Here is a 17,098-nt window from a genome sequence, read left to right as displayed (position 1 = left end):
GCGATGCGAGCGCGAAAGTCCGTTGTTAACCGTTGCTTGCATTGTAAATCACCCCCGTGAAGAAACCGAGCCTGTAAAGTTGTACGTCCGTCACCATGACGCAGCCTTCCGTGAACCCTTCGAGGATGCCGGCGGCGGTGCTCGGTAATACTGACGCCAATATCCGAACATGAACGTCGATTTCCTGGCGTGCGCCGCCTTCCGGCTTCCATACGAGGATAAATCGTTCGTCGCGGCGGGAGTAACGGTAGCCGATCGGATAAAGGTCGGGCGTGACAGTTACCTCAAGTGAGGGTGCGTTTGGTCCGCGGTAGACTTCGATTGTAGAAGTAATGGTCATTATTTTGAAACCTCCTCATGAATTTAACGTATTATGATTAACGTCTGTCGTTAACTTATAGTCGTAGTATATATCGTCTATCGTTAAACGTCAATAGATTATTTTAAGTTGCTTATCAAAAGGATATAATCGGAGGTGAGAGGTGAATGTCAGTGGCAATAGTGATAAAACTTGAGAGCGTGTTAAGCGAAGCAGGGATTACGAAGAATGCATTAGCTAGAGAGGCTAAAGTCAGACCCAATCTTATTTACGACATGTGCGACGGCAAAACCAAACGAATTGACTTGGAGACTTTAAGTGTTATTCTGGACACACTGATATCCATGACAGGTCGCCGCTATAGCCTCTCCGATATTTTGGAGTACATAGAGGATGTGAAGCAATGAGAAACCCACGAGGAACCGTTGCAGCAATTGTTGTTATTCTCGTACTGCTTACTTTAATCTATCTCTTTGCGATCGAGTCATCGTCTACACCATGAGTACGGAACGCGATTTACGCCAACTTTATCAAGACGTCCATTTCTTCGCGGCTGCCCTATCGGAAACGCTCGTCTCCGTTTGGGAAGAGGATCCGGCCGGCGAGTATGTCGAGGTCGAACGCGGAATTATCGATCGGTATACGGCCGATTACGTGCGTGTCCGGAACGCTACGACCGGCTCCATGACACATTACTCGCGGGATACTGCGATGTTTAAGCGAATATAAACGAAAGCCCCTCCAGCACACCGCCGGTGGGGCAATTTTGGGTTTAGATTAACTTTTTTTCTTGCATATCTTCTTCGTTGTACTTTTTCATAGCTGCCTCACCTAACAAATATAAAAAATAATGTTCCAAGGCATCATTTATCACACGAGACTTGTTCCTCTTTTTCATTTGGCTAGCCCATTCCAACGGAGCCTTGTTTTGTTTTCGAAGCCTAAAAGCAGTGGGTATGTTTTCCTCGTCGTAAGGAGTCTTCTTTCTCTTTTTTCTTGGTTCGTAATTTTCCTCCGAGTTTTTCTTTTTCTTTTCTGACAATACTCAATACCTCCTTATTTTTTCTTGAATTGAATATTATCATACCTTCGTAATTTTATCACGAATTTTTTATTGACTTCGTTATTAATTCGTGTTATATTCGTTTGTTATTGCGAATCCATCGTCAACCTCGCGTCAGACTGCGTTTGCTTTGCGTTTCAATGCGTTATTTTCTCCTCAACAACGGAAATCCCATTGATCGTTATCATACGCGGACTTAGCTGAACCAAAAACGCCTACCAAAACGGAGGCGGTTAACGGTTTATTATCTAACTGCAATGATTTCATCTACTTTTATCCATTCCCAATCTTCAGTCCTTATTGCAAATTTAATTTCTCGCCTGTGAGTATTCAGCGATGTTACAATCCCACTCAATTTAATATCTTCGTATTCATCGTATATCGTTAATGTAATTGCGCACTGTTTGTAAAACGACTCTGCTAGTGCACGCTCAATTAGTTCCATCTCCTGAGAATCGAGAGTTGGTCTCGATCTCCGCCCTTCTTCGTGTTGATAACGGATTATTGCCTCCTTGTGTTCCGGCAACATCATGCGACTTGACTCCCACAGTCCGTTACCCTCTAACTTTTTACGTGTAGTCATTCGAATCGTCCTCCAATCATAGCTGACTCTGTCCTCCATCAATTATATAGGAACATATGTTCCCCTTTCAATACAATGACATAACTTACCGCCTCTTTCACTCGCTAACTAGCGCTATAATGCGGTAAGGAGGCGTTACTATGTTTATTGACCCGATGTTACTTGCAACCGCGCCTGGTCCGTTCTCAGACTCGCGTTTTATATTCGAACCTAAGATCGACGGCCACCGCTTGATATACTCGCAACAGAATGGAGTCGTCCGCCTATATACGCGCCATAACAACGACTGTACACGCCAGTATCCCGAGATTAACGGTTCAACCGGCGCCTTATTTCCGCACGACATCGTTTTAGACGGTGAAATCGCATGCGTTGATCCAGAGACCGGCAACTCGGATTTTGAGGCCGTCATGACGCGATTCCAGGCGAAGAAGGCCGATAAGATTACGGCATTATCCATTACTCAACCGGCCACGTTCGTCATTTTTGACGTACTGCAATATAACGGGCGGGACTTGCGCAGGATGTCGCTAATGGAGCGTAAGGAAATACTCGCGCAGATCCCGTTGCCGTCCGCAAGCTTCGGTATTGTACCGTTTATCGATGGCGCAGGAGAGGCGCTATTCGATCAGATCGAAGGTCGCGGCATGGAAGGCGTTGTCGGCAAGCGGAAGGATAGCGTTTATGAAACGGGGCGACGATCGGATAATTGGCGAAAGGTCATTAATTGGTCGTACGCAGACGTATTTATAACGGGATATCGAAAAGAGGAGTTCGGGTGGCTTGCGGCTGTACCGACGCTAGACAACGAAAAAATGCGCCCAGCCGGAATTATCGAGCTAGGCGCAAATCCTACACATAAAAAGGCGTTTTATAACGTTGTTAAGCCGCTTATTACCGGTGAGGACCGCAATTTCGTATACGTGGAACCGCGGATTAGGGCGCGTGTGAAGATGCGGAACTGGACGCGGTCAGGGATGCTGCGGAGTCCGGTGTTTACGGAGTTTATTGTTTAAAATATCGCAATAATCTTTTGTATATTTTCCCAAAGTGAGTATAGCATGTTAACGCCTGAAACTGATTCTTTGATAGCTTTAGCGGTTGATTTTATAACTGATTGTTTCTGCTCGGGCTTGGGCTTATTGACCTCATCACTAATAAAAGATAATTGTTCTATGATTTCATCTTTGGCGTGAGGGCTTAGTTCATCAGAAATAAGGACCGATTCTGTGAACTGTTTCATGAGTTTGGCAAGCTTCTCGTCAGTGTTGTTATTGAGACTAATTTCGATTTTGTCAATGTAGCCCATATTTTTAATACTTCCGACGATGCTGTTTTTATCAATGTAGATGTAATCGCCAGTATGTACGTTGGTTGGTTGCGTCTTATATCTCGGGAAGAGTCCGGGAACTCCTGCGATCGCTTCTACCTGATCTAACTGGTAGTTAATAAATGAGACCGCTCGATTATGCTGCATATTAAGTGCGCTTTGCAGTTGGCTGAAACAGTTATTACAGAATAAGTTCTCTGCTATTTCGACAGTGGCTTGTTTATCGCATTGACAGCACTTCATATCATCATCTCCTATTCGTTTTATCCTGCATATTTAAACGTACAACTCTCGCGCAAATACCACGCATCTCCGACCTTAACGCTATTCTCAGTAATCCGCTCAATCCGCCCGCTGCCGCCCAGCTCGTCCGCAATATAAACGTCAACATGCCTCCGGTCGAGCATCGCGGTATATAGATGGACGTTCGCGGTTAGCGGTTTCATAAATCTTCCTATAACCGAAATTTTACCATATTACGACAAGTCTGTCCGTAACAAAAAGGAGGCGATAACATTGAGCGAAGTAGTTACGCAGGATACGCGATTGTCAGCGGATCTCCCAACGATAACGGCGGAGATCAACGCTTACAAACGAGTCGCAGGCGAGGCTATATTCGAAATCGGACGCAGACTTAAGCACGTTAAGGAGAACGACTTGGCCCACGGTCAGTATCTCGATTGGCTGCGCGAAGTCGAAATCGAACCTCGAACTGCGCAACGTTTAGTGGCAGCGTATGAGCAATTCGGAAAAACGACGACGTCGTCGCATTTACCGACCGGAAAGATATTCGAAATGCTCTCGCTACCATCCGACATCGACCGTAGCGACTTCGTATCCAAGCCGCATACTATCCCGTCAACTGGCGCGGAAAAGACCGTCGATGAGATGACCGTTCGGGAGCTGCGCGAGGTTAAGGCAGCGTTGAAGGCGGAAAGGGAGGCGCGTGAGAAGGCGGAGGCTGCACGTGAGAACCGCTGGTGCATTTCGTACGTTGATAATAACCACCTTTTGATCGGCGCCAACAACGATATCCGAAGCGTGCGTCGGCGCTGGAATCTCGTCGCCGTCCGTCTCCATTCCGTAGAGATGCAGCGCAAGGCAATCCATCGCCATGTAAAGCGCCTCAGTGTCGTCGTCTCCGCAGGTTAATGCGTCTGGAAGGTCCGGAAACTCTACGGAGATGCCGTCGTCTGCGTATGTAAAGATTGCGGGGTACTTCATCGTTTATCATTCGCTTCTATAACGATATGTATTGCGGAGGGGATAGGGGACTACCCGCTGATCGCTCCCTCGTTCAATTATACTTAATCTTGCGTCGTTTCTACTTCAATGACGTCAATGATATTATAGTCATCCTCATATTTTTTCAGTTCACATTCTTCAACAAATAATAGAGGTGGCGTATCGTCGATCCAGTCAGGATCAAACTTATATTCTTGTTTCTCGCGGATTATATAGACCTTTTTCACACGTTAGATCCCCCTTACCCTGAACCACTAATTATTTTATCATAAATTGATTAGTCCACTATCTTTTATCGAACGCATTTCGCTTGTATTTAATCGCTGCCCACTCTGCTAATGCCTCCGTATACGCATCGTGAAAAATCCCCACCGGAGAATACACGCTAGGCTTCGGCATTCCAGTCCGCAGATCAACGGCCTTTGTGAAATACCGATCGGCAGCCAATGCAATAACCTCCGGCTCTAATTGGCCACTAAATCTACGCGTCAGCATCGCGTAAATATCTTCGAAATAGTGGTCGTAAAGGCTAGATGTGTCGTTAAGCGGCAGCTTATGCAACGCTTTAGCCAGCGCCTGCAGGATAGCGTTGTCCGCGCTCTTATTACTTTCTTTCTTAAAGTCATTATTATTAAAATCATTAATTACTTGTGTCGGATTCTCCGCTTTCGGTTCCACCGTGTACGGAAATTCCGTTTGCGGGGAATCCGGATCTGGATCGTCAATTACCGGCCGCTCGTATACAACGGTCTCCATGCCGGTTATTCGATTCGATTCATCGCGTGTCTGCCGGCGCTCCACATAGCCGCAGGATTCGAGTTCCTTTATCGCGGAATACACCGCGTCCCGTCCGTCCTTTGACCGCTTAACCAGATCGGAAGTGAATACGCGCCAGTTTGACGGCTTAGAGAGTAGATACGCGAGAAGGCCCTTCGCTTTCCAGGAGAGGCGCTCGTCCGATAAGAAGAACGGATCAATGATCGCGTAGCCGCTCTCGCGCTTAGAGACGCGGACAATGCCGCCGGAAGAAGGCTTTCTCATTTAATTGACCTCCTTCGCGTAGTCTTTTCAGTTAACTTATTTAGTGGGCTTGATTTAGCATGTTCTGCCTTTAAGTCGTCATTAACTAACGCGATATAACGCCGTGTCATCTCCATCGTAGTGTGACCAAGCGCTCGTTGTGTGGCAAAGGCATTCGCCCCATTGCGTAAGAACTCGAGCGCGAACACATGGCGTAAATCATACGGTCGGATGTGCTTTCCAATCCGTTTCCCGTAAACTTCGAGTCGATCACCCCACGTATGACGATTAAGCGGCTTCCCTTCATATGAACAAAATATTGGCACATCGTCCGCCCACTCTTTCGGCCGTACAGATATAAGCCTTCGCAATGACTTAATTGTTACGTCTAGGATAGGCAATGTACGGGCTATGCGACTTTTCGCGATCTTTGACGGTACGTATACCTCGTGCGCTGAGGCGTTAAAATCCTCTGGTATTAGCCTGAGAGCCTCTGAGGGACGTATTCCAGTATCTAACGTCAAGAGTATCAATGTATAGTCACGCAGTCCTGTAAACGTCGTCTGATCCGGTGCATTAAGAAGCGCCTTCAACACATCTTCCTCAATTGCTACTGCACGATTCTCCGTCTTACGTTTACGTATTCCCTCGAGTGGGTTAACTCTGATATGTTTTTCCTCAACGCAGAACTTAAAAAATGCGCGCAGATAAACTAAGCGACTATTAAACGTTGCCGGCGCAATCTGATCAGACATATGCGACAGAACAGCCTCTGCAAGTGCTATCTCCGTCTCCCATCCGTCTGGGTATCGTTTGAATAGTAGGTTAACGTGTCGGTCGTAATCAAGTGCAGTTTGCTCGCTAATACCATCTAACTTCTTACGTTGCTGGAAATCAGCAAGGACCTCGCGCCAATGTGCCCGTCCACCATCCGATGGTTTAATACTCCGTAATCTTGCCAAAACAAAAACGCCTCCCTTTCGGTGGCGTCTTCGTATACCTATGCGAATCCTGTGTACCCGCGGATAACTCCACAGCAGATACGCAGGACCTCACGTTAAATAATCGCTAATTTAACGTTGATGTGGCCGTGTTTTCCTATAATGCCGAGGACCGGGATCGAACCGGTACGGTAGTCACCTACCGCAGGATTTTAAGTCCTGTGCGTCTGCCAATTCCGCCACCCCGGCAAATATCGCTGCATCCACGCGATGATCGCTTCAAAACGCCACTACGCTTTTCTCTTTACAGCGCATAGGATTCGTATTGACTGTCTGAATGATATGCAGACTGCAGATACGCCCTTTTCGTTCTGGCGACAAAGCTGATAATACCACGTTTAGCCAGCCGCTGTCAATATATGAATTCTACCATTTTTCACATCAGCTGCGCCTTGGCGATCTACGGGGAGCTCTGGAATAATTCGTACGGAATTGCCAAAAGATAAGAAAGCATGGCTGCCAGTCAGCCTCGGCCAATCGAACTTTTGAAAAGGAACCAATAACGCCATGAACAAATTTGCGATCAGTTTGCTGTTAGCCCTATCGGCATCGATAACCTGCTACGGATCCACGGCTGCCGAGCCGATGTCCTCCGCGACCAAAGGCAGGGATTATTACGAGGAACGCGGCGAAATCGTGTGGGAAGTGCCGACGCAAAAGCAAGTTATCGCCCTCACGTTTGACGACGGGCCAGACCCGAAAAATACGGGGCTAATTCTCGATCTGCTGAAACAGTATGAAGCCAAGGCCACTTTTTTTGTGGTCGGAAGCCGTGTCGAGAAGCATCCCGAACTCGTCGCCAGGGCGATCGGCGAAGGGCATGAAATCGGCAACCATTCCTTTACCCACCCCTCATTCCATCATATCGCTGCAGCGAAGTTAAAGAATGAGCTGAGCCGCACCCAGGATGCGATCTATAACGCCTCAGGTTTCACATCCGTCCTCTTTCGTCCGCCCGGGGGAAGCTATAACGAAGGGATCGTCCATACGAGCCAGGATATCGGCATGCTGACGGTGCTATGGTCCTGGCATCAGGACACGCTCGATTGGCGGAAGCCCGGCGCTCAAGCCATCGTGCGCAAAGTGCTGAATAACGCCCGCAACGGAGACATCGTGCTCATGCATGATTATGTCCCGAACAGCAGCCAGACGGTCGAGGCGCTCAAGACGATCCTTCCCGAGCTGAAGCAGCGCGGCTTCTCGTTCGTCACCGTAACCGACCTGTTGTCCTATCAGGATAAATCCCATAAGTCCATGGTCGACCACTAAGTTCCTCGTCCAGAGAAGCCGTAATGACCGCTGCCATCCCGGCAGCGGTTTATTTACCATGGGGTCCGATCTTGTGGTCAAACCCAAAATCTCTTGATTGTTATTAAGTCAATTGATAAGATACAGAACGAACGTTCAGTATACAAAAAAAGACAGAACGAATCGGAAGCAAAGGGGAGTGACCATGAACAAAAAGCAGCAGCAAAGCGAAGAAACCAAACGACGGATTGCGGAGGCCGCAAAGGCGCTGTTCATGCAGAAAGGGTACCGATCGACGTCGATCGAGAATATTGTCGAGGCAACGGGCAGCAGCAAGGGGAATATTTATTATCATTTCAAAAGCAAGGAAGGCCTGTTTCTGCATCTGATCGAGGAATGGAATGGCTGGAGAAGTGGAACAGCAAGGAGCATCAATTTGCCACGACCGCCGATAAGCTGTTCGGGATGGCAGAGCAACTGGTACGGGACGATCTGAACCATCCCTTCACCAAGGCGCTGGATGAATTCATCACGAACAATGAGGCCGCAACGGAAGATGCCTCGCAGCGGATTGCCGAGATCATCCAGAAACGCTTGGCATTCAATCAGCATTTGCTGCGGCAGGGGATTGAATCCGGGGAATTCGAGAATCATAACATTACGCATTTGGCCTTTATCTTCGAAAGCTTGATCGGAGGCCTTAGCCAGATGTCCCGAATGACGCAGGTGGCGGATGCATTGCCCATCTATCATTCGGCAATCCAGGTGCTGCTTCACGGCATCGCCAAAAATAACGTTTGGCCCATCTCTCCCTCTCCTTAGCACCGCTTATCCTCCATTTTTCGCATCTCTTTTCTTCCACATGCACGCTCCGTCCGTTTGCGTCGGGAACAGCAGCTGTACGATGATTTAGCTATATAAACCGAATGGTCAGTATAAGAGTGATTTCATAACCGGATACGCAGCTTGAATTTTCTAATCTTTTGTAGGAACTATCATCATGTCACTGGTTACTGCGCAATAATGGAGCGATTTTGCTCCTCATGTTTAGTATATTTTTGGTCTTTACCGGCATCGGGCTCGTCATCCCGATCATGCCGACCTATATGGCGGAGCTCAACATCAGCGGAGGTACGGTCGGCATGCTCGTAGCAGCGTTCTCGCTCACCCAGCTGCTGTTCTCGCCGCTGGCCGGCAGGCTGTCCGATACGATCGGACGAAAGCGGATCATTATCTTCGGCATGCTCGTCTTCGCCGTTTCGGAATGGTTGTTCGGGGCAGCGAACTCCCCCGTCCTTCTGTTCGCTTCCCGCATGCTCGGCGGCATCGGTGCGGCGCTGATCATGCCTGCCGTCATGGCCTACACCGCCGATGTGACGTCGAATGAAGAGCGGGCCAAAGGCATGGGGTTCATCAATGCGGCCATCACAACCGGCTTTATCATCGGCCCCGCATCGGGGGCTTTATTGCCGAATTCGGCATTCGCGTCCCGTTTTACGCCGCGGCCGTGGCAGGGGCTGTTGCTGCGGTGATCACGCTCATGCTCCTGCCGGATTCCAAGCAATTCAAGGAGAGCGCAGCATCCCGGAACCCGTTCCTCGAAAGGCGGCAGAGCCTGGTTGCCCAGCTGCTGCGCTCGTACCAGGAGCCGTATTTTTTAAGCCTGATCATCGTGTTTGTGCTCTCTTTTGGCCTGGCCAATTACGAAACGGTATTCGGACTGTTTGTTGACCATAAATTCGGCTTTACCCCGACGGACATCGCGTTGATCATTACGTTCGGTTCCATCTCCGGAGCCGTAGTCCAGGCCACGATCTTCGGCTGGATCCTGAACCGGTTCGGCGAGAAGCGGGTCATTACGACCAGCTTGATTACCGCGGGGGTGTGCATCCTGCTCACCTTGTTCGTGCACAAATACTGGCTGATCTTCCTGGTGACGTTCCTGGTCTTCCAGTCGATCGATATTTTGCGCCCGGCGATCGGCACACAGATGTGAAGCTGGCCCGGGATCAGCAGGGCTACGTGGCCGGACTGAACTCGGCCTATACGAGCCTCGGAAACATTGCGGGGCCGCTCGTCGCCGGTTATTTATTCGATATCGACATCAACTTCCCTTACATTTCCGCCTCCATCGTCCTGATCCTGTGCTTCATCCTGGCCTTGCGGGCCGGCAGGGCTTGGTCCGCCACGGAAGCGGCCGCGCAGGAGGGATAACAGGCGGGTATCTTATAGGAGCTCGGGCTGAAAGCAACGGCCATAAGCATCCATGAAAAAAGCAAACTGCCTGAAGGAATTCCTTCGGCAGCTTGCTTGGCGTTACCGGCTGTTTCTCACAGAGGCAGCCCTTTTAATAATACAGCAACACGAACAATGCGAGAACTGCAATGATCGCAAAGAACAGCGCCAGGCCGAGCTCGAATCTTTTTTTCTCCTTGTAAGCCTTGATCGCCTTCCTGGCCTCGAACACCAGTACGACAGCCAGGAAGGCGGCCAATACAGGCAATCCCCATGACTGGTTAAGCACCCATTCCGACACTCATGATCCTCCGTCCCGAACTCGATTGATTCTATTCTTCAATTAAAACTGTATCGCATGTCGTCCATGATTTCAAATCCAGCCGCTCTGGCCGTACAGGTTCGTTAACGAGCGTTCATTCGTTCAGTGATCAAGTTTATCAAAAACAACAATAAGAAACGTGGCCACCGGACCGAGCAGCAAGGAGAGCAGAAACCAATTGAATCCGCTCCGGTTTTTTCCTTGCGCAAGCCCCGCATTGATCAAAGCCAGCGTTCCCCAGCCGACATAAAACTCGCCGCCCATGACTCATCCCTCCCTGCTACTCCTAGTTTCCATACCATACAAATGTTAAAAAAGTGGCCAACAAAACCATTTTTTCGATCGACTCCGAGCGTCGAAACGTCCATACTACCAACTATCAACCGACAAAAGAAGAAAACCCTTGCGGCGCAAGGGTTTTCGAGAAAGTGGGCCCTATCACATCGACTCGATCCCGCAGTCCGTTACTACGGCAGGCCGGGATTTTATTGTTGCAACAGATCATTCATTCTTTAACTTTGAAGTTCGACTGAGCAAGATAACAATTAGAATATAAAAAGGGTACATACATGTTGCAAGTAAAGCGATAAATCCGGCTCCAGCGCTCAATCGTTCTTCCGGCCTCACAACCGCGAAAAAATAATTAAAGATATAATTAACCATGTAGAAGTAAATAAACCATGTAATACAAGTGATATATACACTGTTAGATAAATTTTGATGCTTCCTTGAGATAAAATATATGTAAAGTGCAGCAAAGAGAAAGATTAAACTGATGTTGACAATAAGAATCAGATTGTTCGTAAATCCTTGTTCCCATCCTGTAATCCTGGCTATACGATATATATTTCCAAAAAGCTGGATTTCCAAAAAAAACAATATTCCAAAATAGCAACTTATAAAGTTGATATAAATAAACTGCCGCATAGATATCCACCTCCCACAGGAATCTTTAGTTGTTCTCCGCCATCCTCGTATGTATCTTTAGCGAAGCTGAGGGACATCGTGTACATCTGATCGCCAGTGGCAACAAAATATTGCGTTAACATGACTCCAACTCCGGACTGTCCTTGTGTATAGGAACCTGTAAGGATTCCTGCATCATAATCGCCGTTTAACGCATCCGTGTAACTGATTTGCTGGTAGTTCTGGATTACCTCTCCGCCAGCACTGCTCGTTAAATCGGATACCGCCTGGTTTGCAGCTTCTTGTGCTGTCATTGCGGAATCTTCCAGGACTATATTGACATTATCAGCAAATCCCCCGGCAGCGTTAGCGTCAACAAAAGCAGCCAGAATTAAAGCATTGTCAACTTGGGGATCCACCCATGTCGAAGGGTATTCAAACTGAATATATTCATTTGAGAATAACGTAGTAGACACTTCTTCGGCCGGCTCGTTCTTAGGTTCTTTCTTCGGTTCTTGTTCAGCAGCCGCTTCTGTTTTTACATCTTCTTGATTGGAAGAAGAAGGATCGCTCTCCGTTTTGTCCCCTCCGCAAGCAGCTAATAATAATGATAATGATAATAGCAGTACAACTGATTTTTTCAAGCTTTTCATCAATGATCCATCTCTTCTCAATGTTCTCCATAGGCTGGAGGATTTGCTTATGGGAAGACTCCCCTTGCTGTCTATACTACCTGGAATATAGTATCATATTCCTATTTTTCAAAAAAAAGGTAATTACATCCAATCGATTTAAAGACCCGGGCGCTTAAACCTAAAGTCTCTTTTCCAGAATGATCTTCGGCTCGCCCAAGCTGTCTGTGTATGTGCCGATCACATCAAAGCCATGCTTCAGGTTCAGAATCAGCATATTGCGCCAGCGATTTTTCGTTTTGGTTTGCACTTTCTTGTACCCTTTGTCTTTAAGCAGACGATGCTGTTCATTCATCAAGGCCGAGGCTACCCCTTGTTTTCGGTATTTCGGGTCCACCCCGCCAAGCCAGCTGTAAAATTTGTTGGGGCTTAACGCATAGCCAAGCTTGAACCCCACCACGCTGGAGCCATCGAGTGCGACATGCGCCAACCAGCTTGGCTTGCCTTCAAGCTGCTCAATCAGCCCCCTCGGCGTCTCAAATATTTGTTGATACAGAGCTGTTACTCCATTCATCAGCTCCTGTTCCGACAGAGAGTCCAGCTGTACAATCGTAAATTTCAAATTCTTTTCTCCTTCCTGCAATTGCAATTGGATAGGTCCTTATAATTAACACTGGTCAGCTTGACACTGACCATGTTCGGCACCACCTGCCCGCGCCACTTTACTGCACGCTTTCAATCGTCAACAAGCAAGAGCATCATCCGAAGCTTTTCGCGAAATTTCGAGGGTACATGCAAATGGAGGCTACCCGTCGAATATAGATCAGCAGAGAATGATAAAGTGAGGTGTATATTATTGTTTTTTCATATTAAAGAACTGCAGTTCCGCGCCAAGCCTGAGCGTCCGGATCCCGTCTTCGCTCGCAGGCTGCAGGAAGTGCTGGGCGGCCAGTTCGGAGAGATTACCGTTGCCATGCAGTATCTCTTCCAGGGCTGGAACGTTCGCGGAGACGGCAAGTACAAGGACCTTCTGCTTGATACCGGCACCGAAGAACTCGCGCATGTTGAGATGCTGGCCACGATGATCGCTCGCCTGCTGGATGACGCGCCGGTCGAGACGTTGGAAGAAGCGGCAAAGGATCCGGTCATTGCCGCCATCCTGGGAGGCAGCAATCCACAGCACGCCATTGTCACGGGTCTCGGCGCCGCGCCGACCGACAGCAACGGCTATCCGTGGAATTCCAGATACACGATCGCATCCGGAAATTTGCTGGCAGATTTCAGACATAACCTGGCTGCAGAATCTCAAGGACGCTTGCAGGTGGCACGTCTGTATGAGATGACGAATGACCGCGGCGTTAAAGACATGCTCGCCTGGCTGCTTGCGCGTGATACAATGCACCAGAATCAATGGATCGCCGCGATTAAAGAACTGGAGGCCAAGGAAGGGGTCGTCGTCCCTAGCACCTTCCCTAGAGAATGCGAGGTTCAGGAAGTGTCGCATATTCTGTTTAATTTCTCACGCGGTCAAGAAAGCGCACAGGGACCTTGGGCTCATGGGCCAAGTCCGGATGGCGGCACATTTCAATACGTGGCGAACCCGCAGCCGCTCGCCCCGGCCCCGCAACTGCCGCCCGCACCGCCGTATATTTATAATACACCACCCAAGGTGGTTAACCGCTCGCAAAACACCCCGCATATCCCGCCGCAATAAAGGGCCCGCTGGCAACAGCGCATTTGTGCATGTTCCGCCGTGCATATAACCGTTAATTGTACAAGGATAATTGTATCCTCCCCAACCTCTTGTTATTTAGTTGACAAGCGATGAAAGACCGATAAATATCCAGATGTTCAGGTGCCTTCTTAACACTTAGCAACAAACCCTTGCAAACGCAAGGGTTTTCTTCATGAGGGCTGAGGAACCCGCGCCCAACAAGTCTCCAACTGGCTAACCACCCAGCTTCCAGCACAACGGTTATCGGATGGATCTATGTATTTAACACTCGCCCCTACTCCTCCTTCGGCGCACATGGCCATCGGCCACTCATCCCGGTCATACCCCTTTTTTCGTTGTTATTCCCTTTAGCGATTCATTCCTATTATCATCAGCATCAGCCCGATCAATCGTGCATATTTCGTTAAAATATGTTATGTTGAAATAATACCTATTTTTAATAGGTCAAATTACAGGAGTGATACGCATGTTAAAACAACATGAAGAGTTTGTTCAAAATTTGATAAGGCAGATACAAGATGACGAACGATTTGTAGGTGTACTTGCTGGGGGTTCAATGGCGAAGAATTCGATGGATCAGTTTAGCGATCTGGATTTGATTCTTGTCTATCTCCCAACCTTTAAAACGGATATTATGAGGAATAGGCTGCATATAGCAAGTCAATTTGGTCATCTTTTATCTGGGTTCACTGGTGAACATGTAGGTGAACCGCGGTTACTCATTTGCTTGTACCATGGCCCTCTTCATGTTGATTTTAAATTTGTAACAATGGAAGAAATAAATGATGGGGTAGAAACACCTATTGTGGTATGGCAACGGGATTCCTCCTTGGAACAGCTACTGAATCAAATCCAATTTTCTTATCCTCTCCCTGATGTTCAGTGGATTGAAGATCGCTTCTGGGTTTGGGTACACTATGCAGCTACTAAACTCGGCAGAGGGGAATTATTCGAAGTGATCAGTTTTCTTTCATTTGTCAGAGAGACTGTTCTGGGTCCATTAATTTTAATGCAACACAATTCGCTACCAAATGGGGTACGGAAAATTGAAAGACATGCCCCTGAACTTATCGAGGAACTAGAAGAAACAGTTCCTGTCCATGAAAAAGAAAGCTGCTATAACACAATTAAGTCTTCAATATCATTATATTTATATCTAAGACGTTACTATGAAAGCGATATACAAATAAAGCTTGAGGCCCAACAAGTATCCATCAAGTATTTAGAAGAGGTCTACGAAGAAATGTGAAGATGAGGGTGTCCAAAATAAACTTTGGAACACCCTCTTTATTTTTGCCGAAGCCCCCCAGTTCTATGTTCTGACTCTTTTGGCTAAAACCATAATGATCACTCCAATGACGACTAGAACGATGCCAAATATAAAAGTTGCATTCGTAATCCCCCATATGTAGGGAGGGATATTCAATAGAATACCATCCATCAAGACGTATTGAGTCTTGGTAAATACGAACGAGAACAATAGCACTTTTTCTAACCCCGATAACAGCATCGCGAAGCATCCAATAGCGAGCAATACAAGGCCAAGTAAAAAAATACAAACCACCTCTTTCGACATTAGGGAAGCTTTACCTCTATTATGTAAATCCTTCCTAATTATATCATTGGAAGGCATTGATGTTCTGGTTCCATAGATAAAAACAATTTAAGCGCAAGGAAAATCGCCTCCAAAGTCCATATTGAGTCTCATAATTACTTCCGCTGATTCAATCAACTCATTCCATCTAAGAAAATTGGTAAATAATACTGCATTTATATAGAAAAATATTCCTAGGTCTGATAGACTATTTCATGTCATAATATCTGGAAAGTGGGGGAAATACGAATTGAATAAGCCAATTTATAAGAAATGGTGGTTCTGGCTTCTCATTGTTATTCTCGTCGGGCTTATAGGTAATCTCGGAAATTCAGAGGAACCTAAACAAGCAGCACCTGACAAGGAAGTAGCGTCTGAGCCTGATACCGCAGCGAATGTTGAACTAACCAGTGTCAAAGAGGATGTTAAAGAGGAACCTAAGGAAGAGCCGAAGGAAGAGCCGAAGGAAGAACCGAAAGAGGAACCAAAAGAAGAACCAAAAGAAGCGGATGTCCCTAGAGAGTATAAAGCCGCATTAAAAAAAGCGGAAAGCTATGCTGAAATTATGAATATGTCAAAGGCAGGCATCTACGATCAGTTAACTTCTGAATACGGAGAGAATTTCCCCGCAGAAGCTGCTCAATATGCTATCGATAACGTTGTAGTTGATTGGAAAGAAAATGCATTGAAAAAGGCGCAATCCTACGCAGAACTTATGAGCATGTCCGATTCGGCCATTTACGATCAATTGATTTCGGAATACGGTGAGAAGTTCACGAAGGAAGAAGCACAATACGCGATAGATAATTTAGAATAAGTAACGCTGCTCCCCATTAACCTTACTTGGTTGATGGGGTCTTTTTTTACTGATGATTTCAAGGACCGCTGTTAGCAAATCCATTTCCCCTGTTTTTGAATCACCATCAAGCACTTCATTCCAACAACCCCACACATAGCAAAAAACCCTTGCAGCGCAAGGGTTTTTCTTGAAAGTGGGCCCTGAGGGACTCGAACCCCCGACCAGTCGGTTATGAGCCGACCGCTCTAACCAACTGAGCTAAGGGCCCTGAAACAACATATTCATATAAGGACAACAACCATTATAGAAATTGGTTGCGGGGGCAGGATTTGAACCTACGACCTTCGGGTTATGAGCCCGACGAGCTACCGAACTGCTCCACCCCGCGACATTGTATTACGAAACAGCGGCAATAATAAATATACATCAACTACTCAGCGAAAGTCAAGAGCTATTTTGATGGAATTTTGATTTAGGGAAGAAAACGGACGCCGTAACGTCCTTTTCTGGAGCGGTATACTTCCACCAGCTGCGGATCTTGATACCCGAACAGCCAGCCGTCCTGCTCCAGCCTTTTGGCCAAGCATCCTGCCTGAAATTTGCTTGTATACAGCTTCCCGTAATAAATCCAGTTCATCTCGATGTCTCCTTACCCGGCTGAATATGCTAATGCTGTATAGGATGCCCCATCTGCGGAAGATTCACACATACGCGGCATAAAAAAAGAAACGGCCGCCCCATCAATATGGCTGCAGCCGATCGAAGGAAGGCCTTATTTCTGCGCATCCGCCTCCGCGAATCGGGCGGCAATGCTAACAAGCTCCTGCTCCATCCCCTGGAGCATCTGGATGAACTGCTGAAGCTGAGCTTTAGTCTGCGCAGCCTCTGCCGCGAAACGCTGCTGCGACACGCCCTCCCATTCCGCATTCAACGTCTCCATAATCCGGGACAGCCGCAATACGAGCTCACCGCCATGCTGGCTGCTGCTGCGTACCTCTGCGGCCGCCCTGCGCAGATCATCAGGCGAAACCAAAATACGGCCAGACATCGAATCACCTCCAACTTT

Annotated in this window: 22 protein-coding genes, 3 tRNA genes and 3 pseudogenes; 10 read left to right on the top strand and 18 right to left on the bottom strand. The window is 47.5% G+C overall.

Translation table 11 applies throughout. The features are described from left to right. Positions 1–25: 25 nt before the first annotated feature. Entirely contained in the window at positions 26–340 is a 315-nt protein-coding gene (locus CHH75_RS03970; RefSeq protein WP_095397471.1) for a hypothetical protein, read from the bottom strand. Between the two features lie 146 nt (positions 341–486). On the opposite strand from CHH75_RS03970, the gene CHH75_RS03965 reads away from it, so the two are divergent. Both CHH75_RS03965 and CHH75_RS03960 read left to right on the top strand, forming a co-directional pair. Beyond that, complete coding sequence (locus CHH75_RS03965) at positions 487–726, top strand: helix-turn-helix domain-containing protein (RefSeq protein WP_095397470.1); 240 nt, start codon at positions 487–489, stop codon at positions 724–726. A gap of 91 nt (positions 727–817) precedes the next feature. After that, entirely contained in the window at positions 818–1,048 is a 231-nt protein-coding gene (locus CHH75_RS03960) for a hypothetical protein (RefSeq protein WP_095397469.1), read from the top strand. Positions 1,049–1,091: 43 nt separating this feature from the next. Here the strand turns inward: CHH75_RS03960 and CHH75_RS03955 are convergent, their stop codons facing one another. Together CHH75_RS03955 and CHH75_RS03950 are read right to left on the bottom strand one after the other, a co-directional pair. Further along, on the bottom strand, positions 1,092–1,361 hold the full coding sequence (locus CHH75_RS03955; RefSeq protein ID WP_095397468.1) for a hypothetical protein: 270 nt from the start codon (positions 1,359–1,361) through the stop codon (positions 1,092–1,094). A 265-nt stretch (positions 1,362–1,626) separates the two neighbouring features. Next, positions 1,627–1,965 carry a YolD-like family protein gene (locus tag CHH75_RS03950; RefSeq protein ID WP_095397467.1) on the bottom strand — a complete coding sequence of 113 codons (339 nt, stop codon included), beginning with the start codon at positions 1,963–1,965 and terminating at the stop codon, positions 1,627–1,629. Positions 1,966–2,105: 140 nt separating this feature from the next. On the opposite strand from CHH75_RS03950, the gene CHH75_RS03945 reads away from it, so the two are divergent. Then, on the top strand, positions 2,106–2,981 hold the full coding sequence (locus CHH75_RS03945; RefSeq protein WP_095397466.1) for an ATP-dependent DNA ligase: 876 nt from the start codon (positions 2,106–2,108) through the stop codon (positions 2,979–2,981). Here the strand turns inward: CHH75_RS03945 and CHH75_RS03940 are convergent. Together CHH75_RS03940 and CHH75_RS03935 are read right to left on the bottom strand one after the other, a co-directional pair. Beyond that, a complete protein-coding gene (locus CHH75_RS03940) occupies positions 2,978–3,538 on the bottom strand; it encodes a hypothetical protein (RefSeq protein ID WP_095397465.1) in 561 nt (186 codons plus the stop codon). The two genes, CHH75_RS03945 and CHH75_RS03940, sit on opposite strands and share 4 nt — an antisense overlap. A gap of 20 nt (positions 3,539–3,558) precedes the next feature. Continuing rightward, entirely contained in the window at positions 3,559–3,741 is a 183-nt protein-coding gene (locus CHH75_RS03935; protein ID WP_095397464.1) for a hypothetical protein, read from the bottom strand. Positions 3,742–3,811: 70 nt separating this feature from the next. On the opposite strand from CHH75_RS03935, the gene CHH75_RS25590 reads away from it, so the two are divergent. After that, positions 3,812–4,447, top strand: a complete 636-nt coding sequence (locus tag CHH75_RS25590; protein ID WP_483310912.1) for a DUF3102 domain-containing protein — start codon at positions 3,812–3,814, stop codon at positions 4,445–4,447. Positions 4,448–4,602: 155 nt separating this feature from the next. Here the strand turns inward: CHH75_RS25590 and CHH75_RS24755 are convergent, their stop codons facing one another. The 4 genes from CHH75_RS24755 to CHH75_RS03910 all read right to left on the bottom strand — a co-directional run bounded on the left by CHH75_RS24755 (position 4,603) and on the right by CHH75_RS03910 (position 6,750). Continuing rightward, a complete protein-coding gene (locus tag CHH75_RS24755; RefSeq protein WP_176475449.1) occupies positions 4,603–4,767 on the bottom strand; it encodes a hypothetical protein in 165 nt (54 codons plus the stop codon). Between the two features lie 58 nt (positions 4,768–4,825). Further along, positions 4,826–5,581, bottom strand: a complete 756-nt coding sequence (locus CHH75_RS03920) for a helix-turn-helix domain-containing protein (protein WP_095397463.1) — start codon at positions 5,579–5,581, stop codon at positions 4,826–4,828. Continuing rightward, positions 5,578–6,522, bottom strand: a complete 945-nt coding sequence (locus CHH75_RS03915; RefSeq protein WP_095397462.1) for a tyrosine-type recombinase/integrase — start codon at positions 6,520–6,522, stop codon at positions 5,578–5,580. The genes CHH75_RS03920 and CHH75_RS03915 overlap by 4 nt, the downstream gene beginning before the upstream one ends. A 142-nt stretch (positions 6,523–6,664) precedes the next feature. Next, positions 6,665–6,750 (bottom strand) — tRNA-Leu (locus tag CHH75_RS03910). A gap of 318 nt (positions 6,751–7,068) precedes the next feature. Here CHH75_RS03910 and CHH75_RS03905 point away from each other — a divergent pair. The 3 genes and pseudogenes from CHH75_RS03905 (at position 7,069) to CHH75_RS03895 (ending at position 10,023) form a co-directional block, all read left to right on the top strand. Continuing rightward, positions 7,069–7,830 carry a polysaccharide deacetylase family protein gene (locus CHH75_RS03905; RefSeq protein ID WP_095397461.1) on the top strand — a complete coding sequence of 254 codons (762 nt, stop codon included), beginning with the start codon at positions 7,069–7,071 and terminating at the stop codon, positions 7,828–7,830. Between the two features lie 184 nt (positions 7,831–8,014). Continuing rightward, positions 8,015–8,631, top strand: a pseudogene (locus CHH75_RS03900) (TetR/AcrR family transcriptional regulator). Between the two features lie 221 nt (positions 8,632–8,852). Continuing rightward, a pseudogene (locus CHH75_RS03895) lies at positions 8,853–10,023 on the top strand (MFS transporter). 133 nt (positions 10,024–10,156) lie between these two features. Here the strand turns inward: CHH75_RS03895 and CHH75_RS03890 are convergent. From CHH75_RS03890 to CHH75_RS03875, 4 genes are all read right to left on the bottom strand, one after another. Beyond that, positions 10,157–10,345, bottom strand: a complete 189-nt coding sequence (locus tag CHH75_RS03890) for a hypothetical protein (protein ID WP_095263228.1) — start codon at positions 10,343–10,345, stop codon at positions 10,157–10,159. 123 nt (positions 10,346–10,468) lie between these two features. Then, entirely contained in the window at positions 10,469–10,630 is a 162-nt protein-coding gene (locus tag CHH75_RS24750; RefSeq protein ID WP_176475448.1) for a hypothetical protein, read from the bottom strand. Positions 10,631–11,262: 632 nt separating this feature from the next. Next, a complete protein-coding gene (locus CHH75_RS03880) occupies positions 11,263–11,925 on the bottom strand; it encodes a hypothetical protein (RefSeq protein ID WP_095397459.1) in 663 nt (220 codons plus the stop codon). 160 nt (positions 11,926–12,085) lie between these two features. Next, positions 12,086–12,526: a GNAT family N-acetyltransferase gene (locus tag CHH75_RS03875; RefSeq protein ID WP_230875546.1), complete on the bottom strand. Its 441-nt coding sequence runs from the start codon at positions 12,524–12,526 to the stop codon at positions 12,086–12,088. Positions 12,527–12,760: 234 nt separating this feature from the next. Here CHH75_RS03875 and CHH75_RS03870 point away from each other — a divergent pair, with 234 nt between their 5' ends. After that, the gene (locus CHH75_RS03870) at positions 12,761–13,618 is read left to right on the top strand and encodes a manganese catalase (protein WP_095263226.1); all 858 of its coding nucleotides are present in this window, start codon (positions 12,761–12,763) and stop codon (positions 13,616–13,618) included. Between the two features lie 191 nt (positions 13,619–13,809). On the opposite strand, the pseudogene CHH75_RS03865 reads toward CHH75_RS03870, so the two are convergent. Next, a pseudogene (locus CHH75_RS03865) lies at positions 13,810–14,044 on the bottom strand (hypothetical protein); the annotation flags it as partial. A gap of 61 nt (positions 14,045–14,105) precedes the next feature. Here CHH75_RS03865 and CHH75_RS03860 point away from each other — a divergent pair. Both CHH75_RS03860 and CHH75_RS03850 read left to right on the top strand, forming a co-directional pair. Further along, entirely contained in the window at positions 14,106–14,888 is a 783-nt protein-coding gene (locus CHH75_RS03860; protein WP_095397458.1) for an aminoglycoside 6-adenylyltransferase, read from the top strand. A 595-nt stretch (positions 14,889–15,483) separates the two neighbouring features. Continuing rightward, entirely contained in the window at positions 15,484–16,050 is a 567-nt protein-coding gene (locus CHH75_RS03850; protein ID WP_155617303.1) for an Ltp family lipoprotein, read from the top strand. A gap of 176 nt (positions 16,051–16,226) precedes the next feature. Here the strand turns inward: CHH75_RS03850 and CHH75_RS03845 are convergent. From CHH75_RS03845 to CHH75_RS03835, 4 genes are all read right to left on the bottom strand, one after another. Continuing rightward, a tRNA-Ile gene (locus CHH75_RS03845) sits at positions 16,227–16,300 on the bottom strand. Between the two features lie 43 nt (positions 16,301–16,343). Continuing rightward, a tRNA-Met gene (locus CHH75_RS03840) sits at positions 16,344–16,420 on the bottom strand. Between the two features lie 84 nt (positions 16,421–16,504). Beyond that, the gene (locus CHH75_RS24745) at positions 16,505–16,669 is read right to left on the bottom strand and encodes a hypothetical protein (RefSeq protein WP_176475447.1); all 165 of its coding nucleotides are present in this window, start codon (positions 16,667–16,669) and stop codon (positions 16,505–16,507) included. Between the two features lie 135 nt (positions 16,670–16,804). Further along, the gene (locus tag CHH75_RS03835; RefSeq protein ID WP_095263200.1) at positions 16,805–17,080 is read right to left on the bottom strand and encodes a WXG100 family type VII secretion target; all 276 of its coding nucleotides are present in this window, start codon (positions 17,078–17,080) and stop codon (positions 16,805–16,807) included. Positions 17,081–17,098: the final 18 nt, after the last annotated feature.

It is taken from the genome of Paenibacillus sp. 7541 (assembly GCF_002276395.1).
Taxonomy (GTDB): Bacteria; Bacillota; Bacilli; order Paenibacillales; family Paenibacillaceae; genus Paenibacillus_AQ; species Paenibacillus_AQ campinasensis.
The sequence above is the reverse complement of the archived record's forward strand: the minus strand, read 5'-3'. Positions and strand labels throughout refer to the sequence as shown.

Excerpts from the sequence above, each read along its gene's own strand:
- CHH75_RS03965 (WP_095397470.1), top strand. The coding sequence starts at position 487 with ATGTCAGTGGCAATAGTGATAAAACTTGAGAGCGTGTTAAGCGAAGCA.
- CHH75_RS24745 (WP_176475447.1), bottom strand. The coding sequence starts at position 16,669 with ATGAACTGGATTTATTACGGGAAGCTGTATACAAGCAAATTTCAGGCA.
- CHH75_RS24750 (WP_176475448.1), bottom strand. The coding sequence starts at position 10,630 with ATGGGCGGCGAGTTTTATGTCGGCTGGGGAACGCTGGCTTTGATCAAT.
- CHH75_RS03960 (WP_095397469.1), top strand. The coding sequence starts at position 818 with ATGAGTACGGAACGCGATTTACGCCAACTTTATCAAGACGTCCATTTC.
- CHH75_RS03920 (WP_095397463.1), bottom strand. The coding sequence starts at position 5,581 with ATGAGAAAGCCTTCTTCCGGCGGCATTGTCCGCGTCTCTAAGCGCGAG.
- CHH75_RS03935 (WP_095397464.1), bottom strand. The coding sequence starts at position 3,741 with ATGAAACCGCTAACCGCGAACGTCCATCTATATACCGCGATGCTCGAC.
- CHH75_RS03970 (WP_095397471.1), bottom strand. The coding sequence starts at position 340 with ATGACCATTACTTCTACAATCGAAGTCTACCGCGGACCAAACGCACCC.
- CHH75_RS03860 (WP_095397458.1), top strand. The coding sequence starts at position 14,106 with ATGTTAAAACAACATGAAGAGTTTGTTCAAAATTTGATAAGGCAGATA.
- CHH75_RS03835 (WP_095263200.1), bottom strand. The coding sequence starts at position 17,080 with ATGTCTGGCCGTATTTTGGTTTCGCCTGATGATCTGCGCAGGGCGGCC.
- CHH75_RS03880 (WP_095397459.1), bottom strand. The coding sequence starts at position 11,925 with ATGAAAAGCTTGAAAAAATCAGTTGTACTGCTATTATCATTATCATTA.
- CHH75_RS03945 (WP_095397466.1), top strand. The coding sequence starts at position 2,106 with ATGTTTATTGACCCGATGTTACTTGCAACCGCGCCTGGTCCGTTCTCA.
- CHH75_RS03950 (WP_095397467.1), bottom strand. The coding sequence starts at position 1,965 with ATGACTACACGTAAAAAGTTAGAGGGTAACGGACTGTGGGAGTCAAGT.
- CHH75_RS03940 (WP_095397465.1), bottom strand. The coding sequence starts at position 3,538 with ATGAAGTGCTGTCAATGCGATAAACAAGCCACTGTCGAAATAGCAGAG.
- CHH75_RS03905 (WP_095397461.1), top strand. The coding sequence starts at position 7,069 with ATGAACAAATTTGCGATCAGTTTGCTGTTAGCCCTATCGGCATCGATA.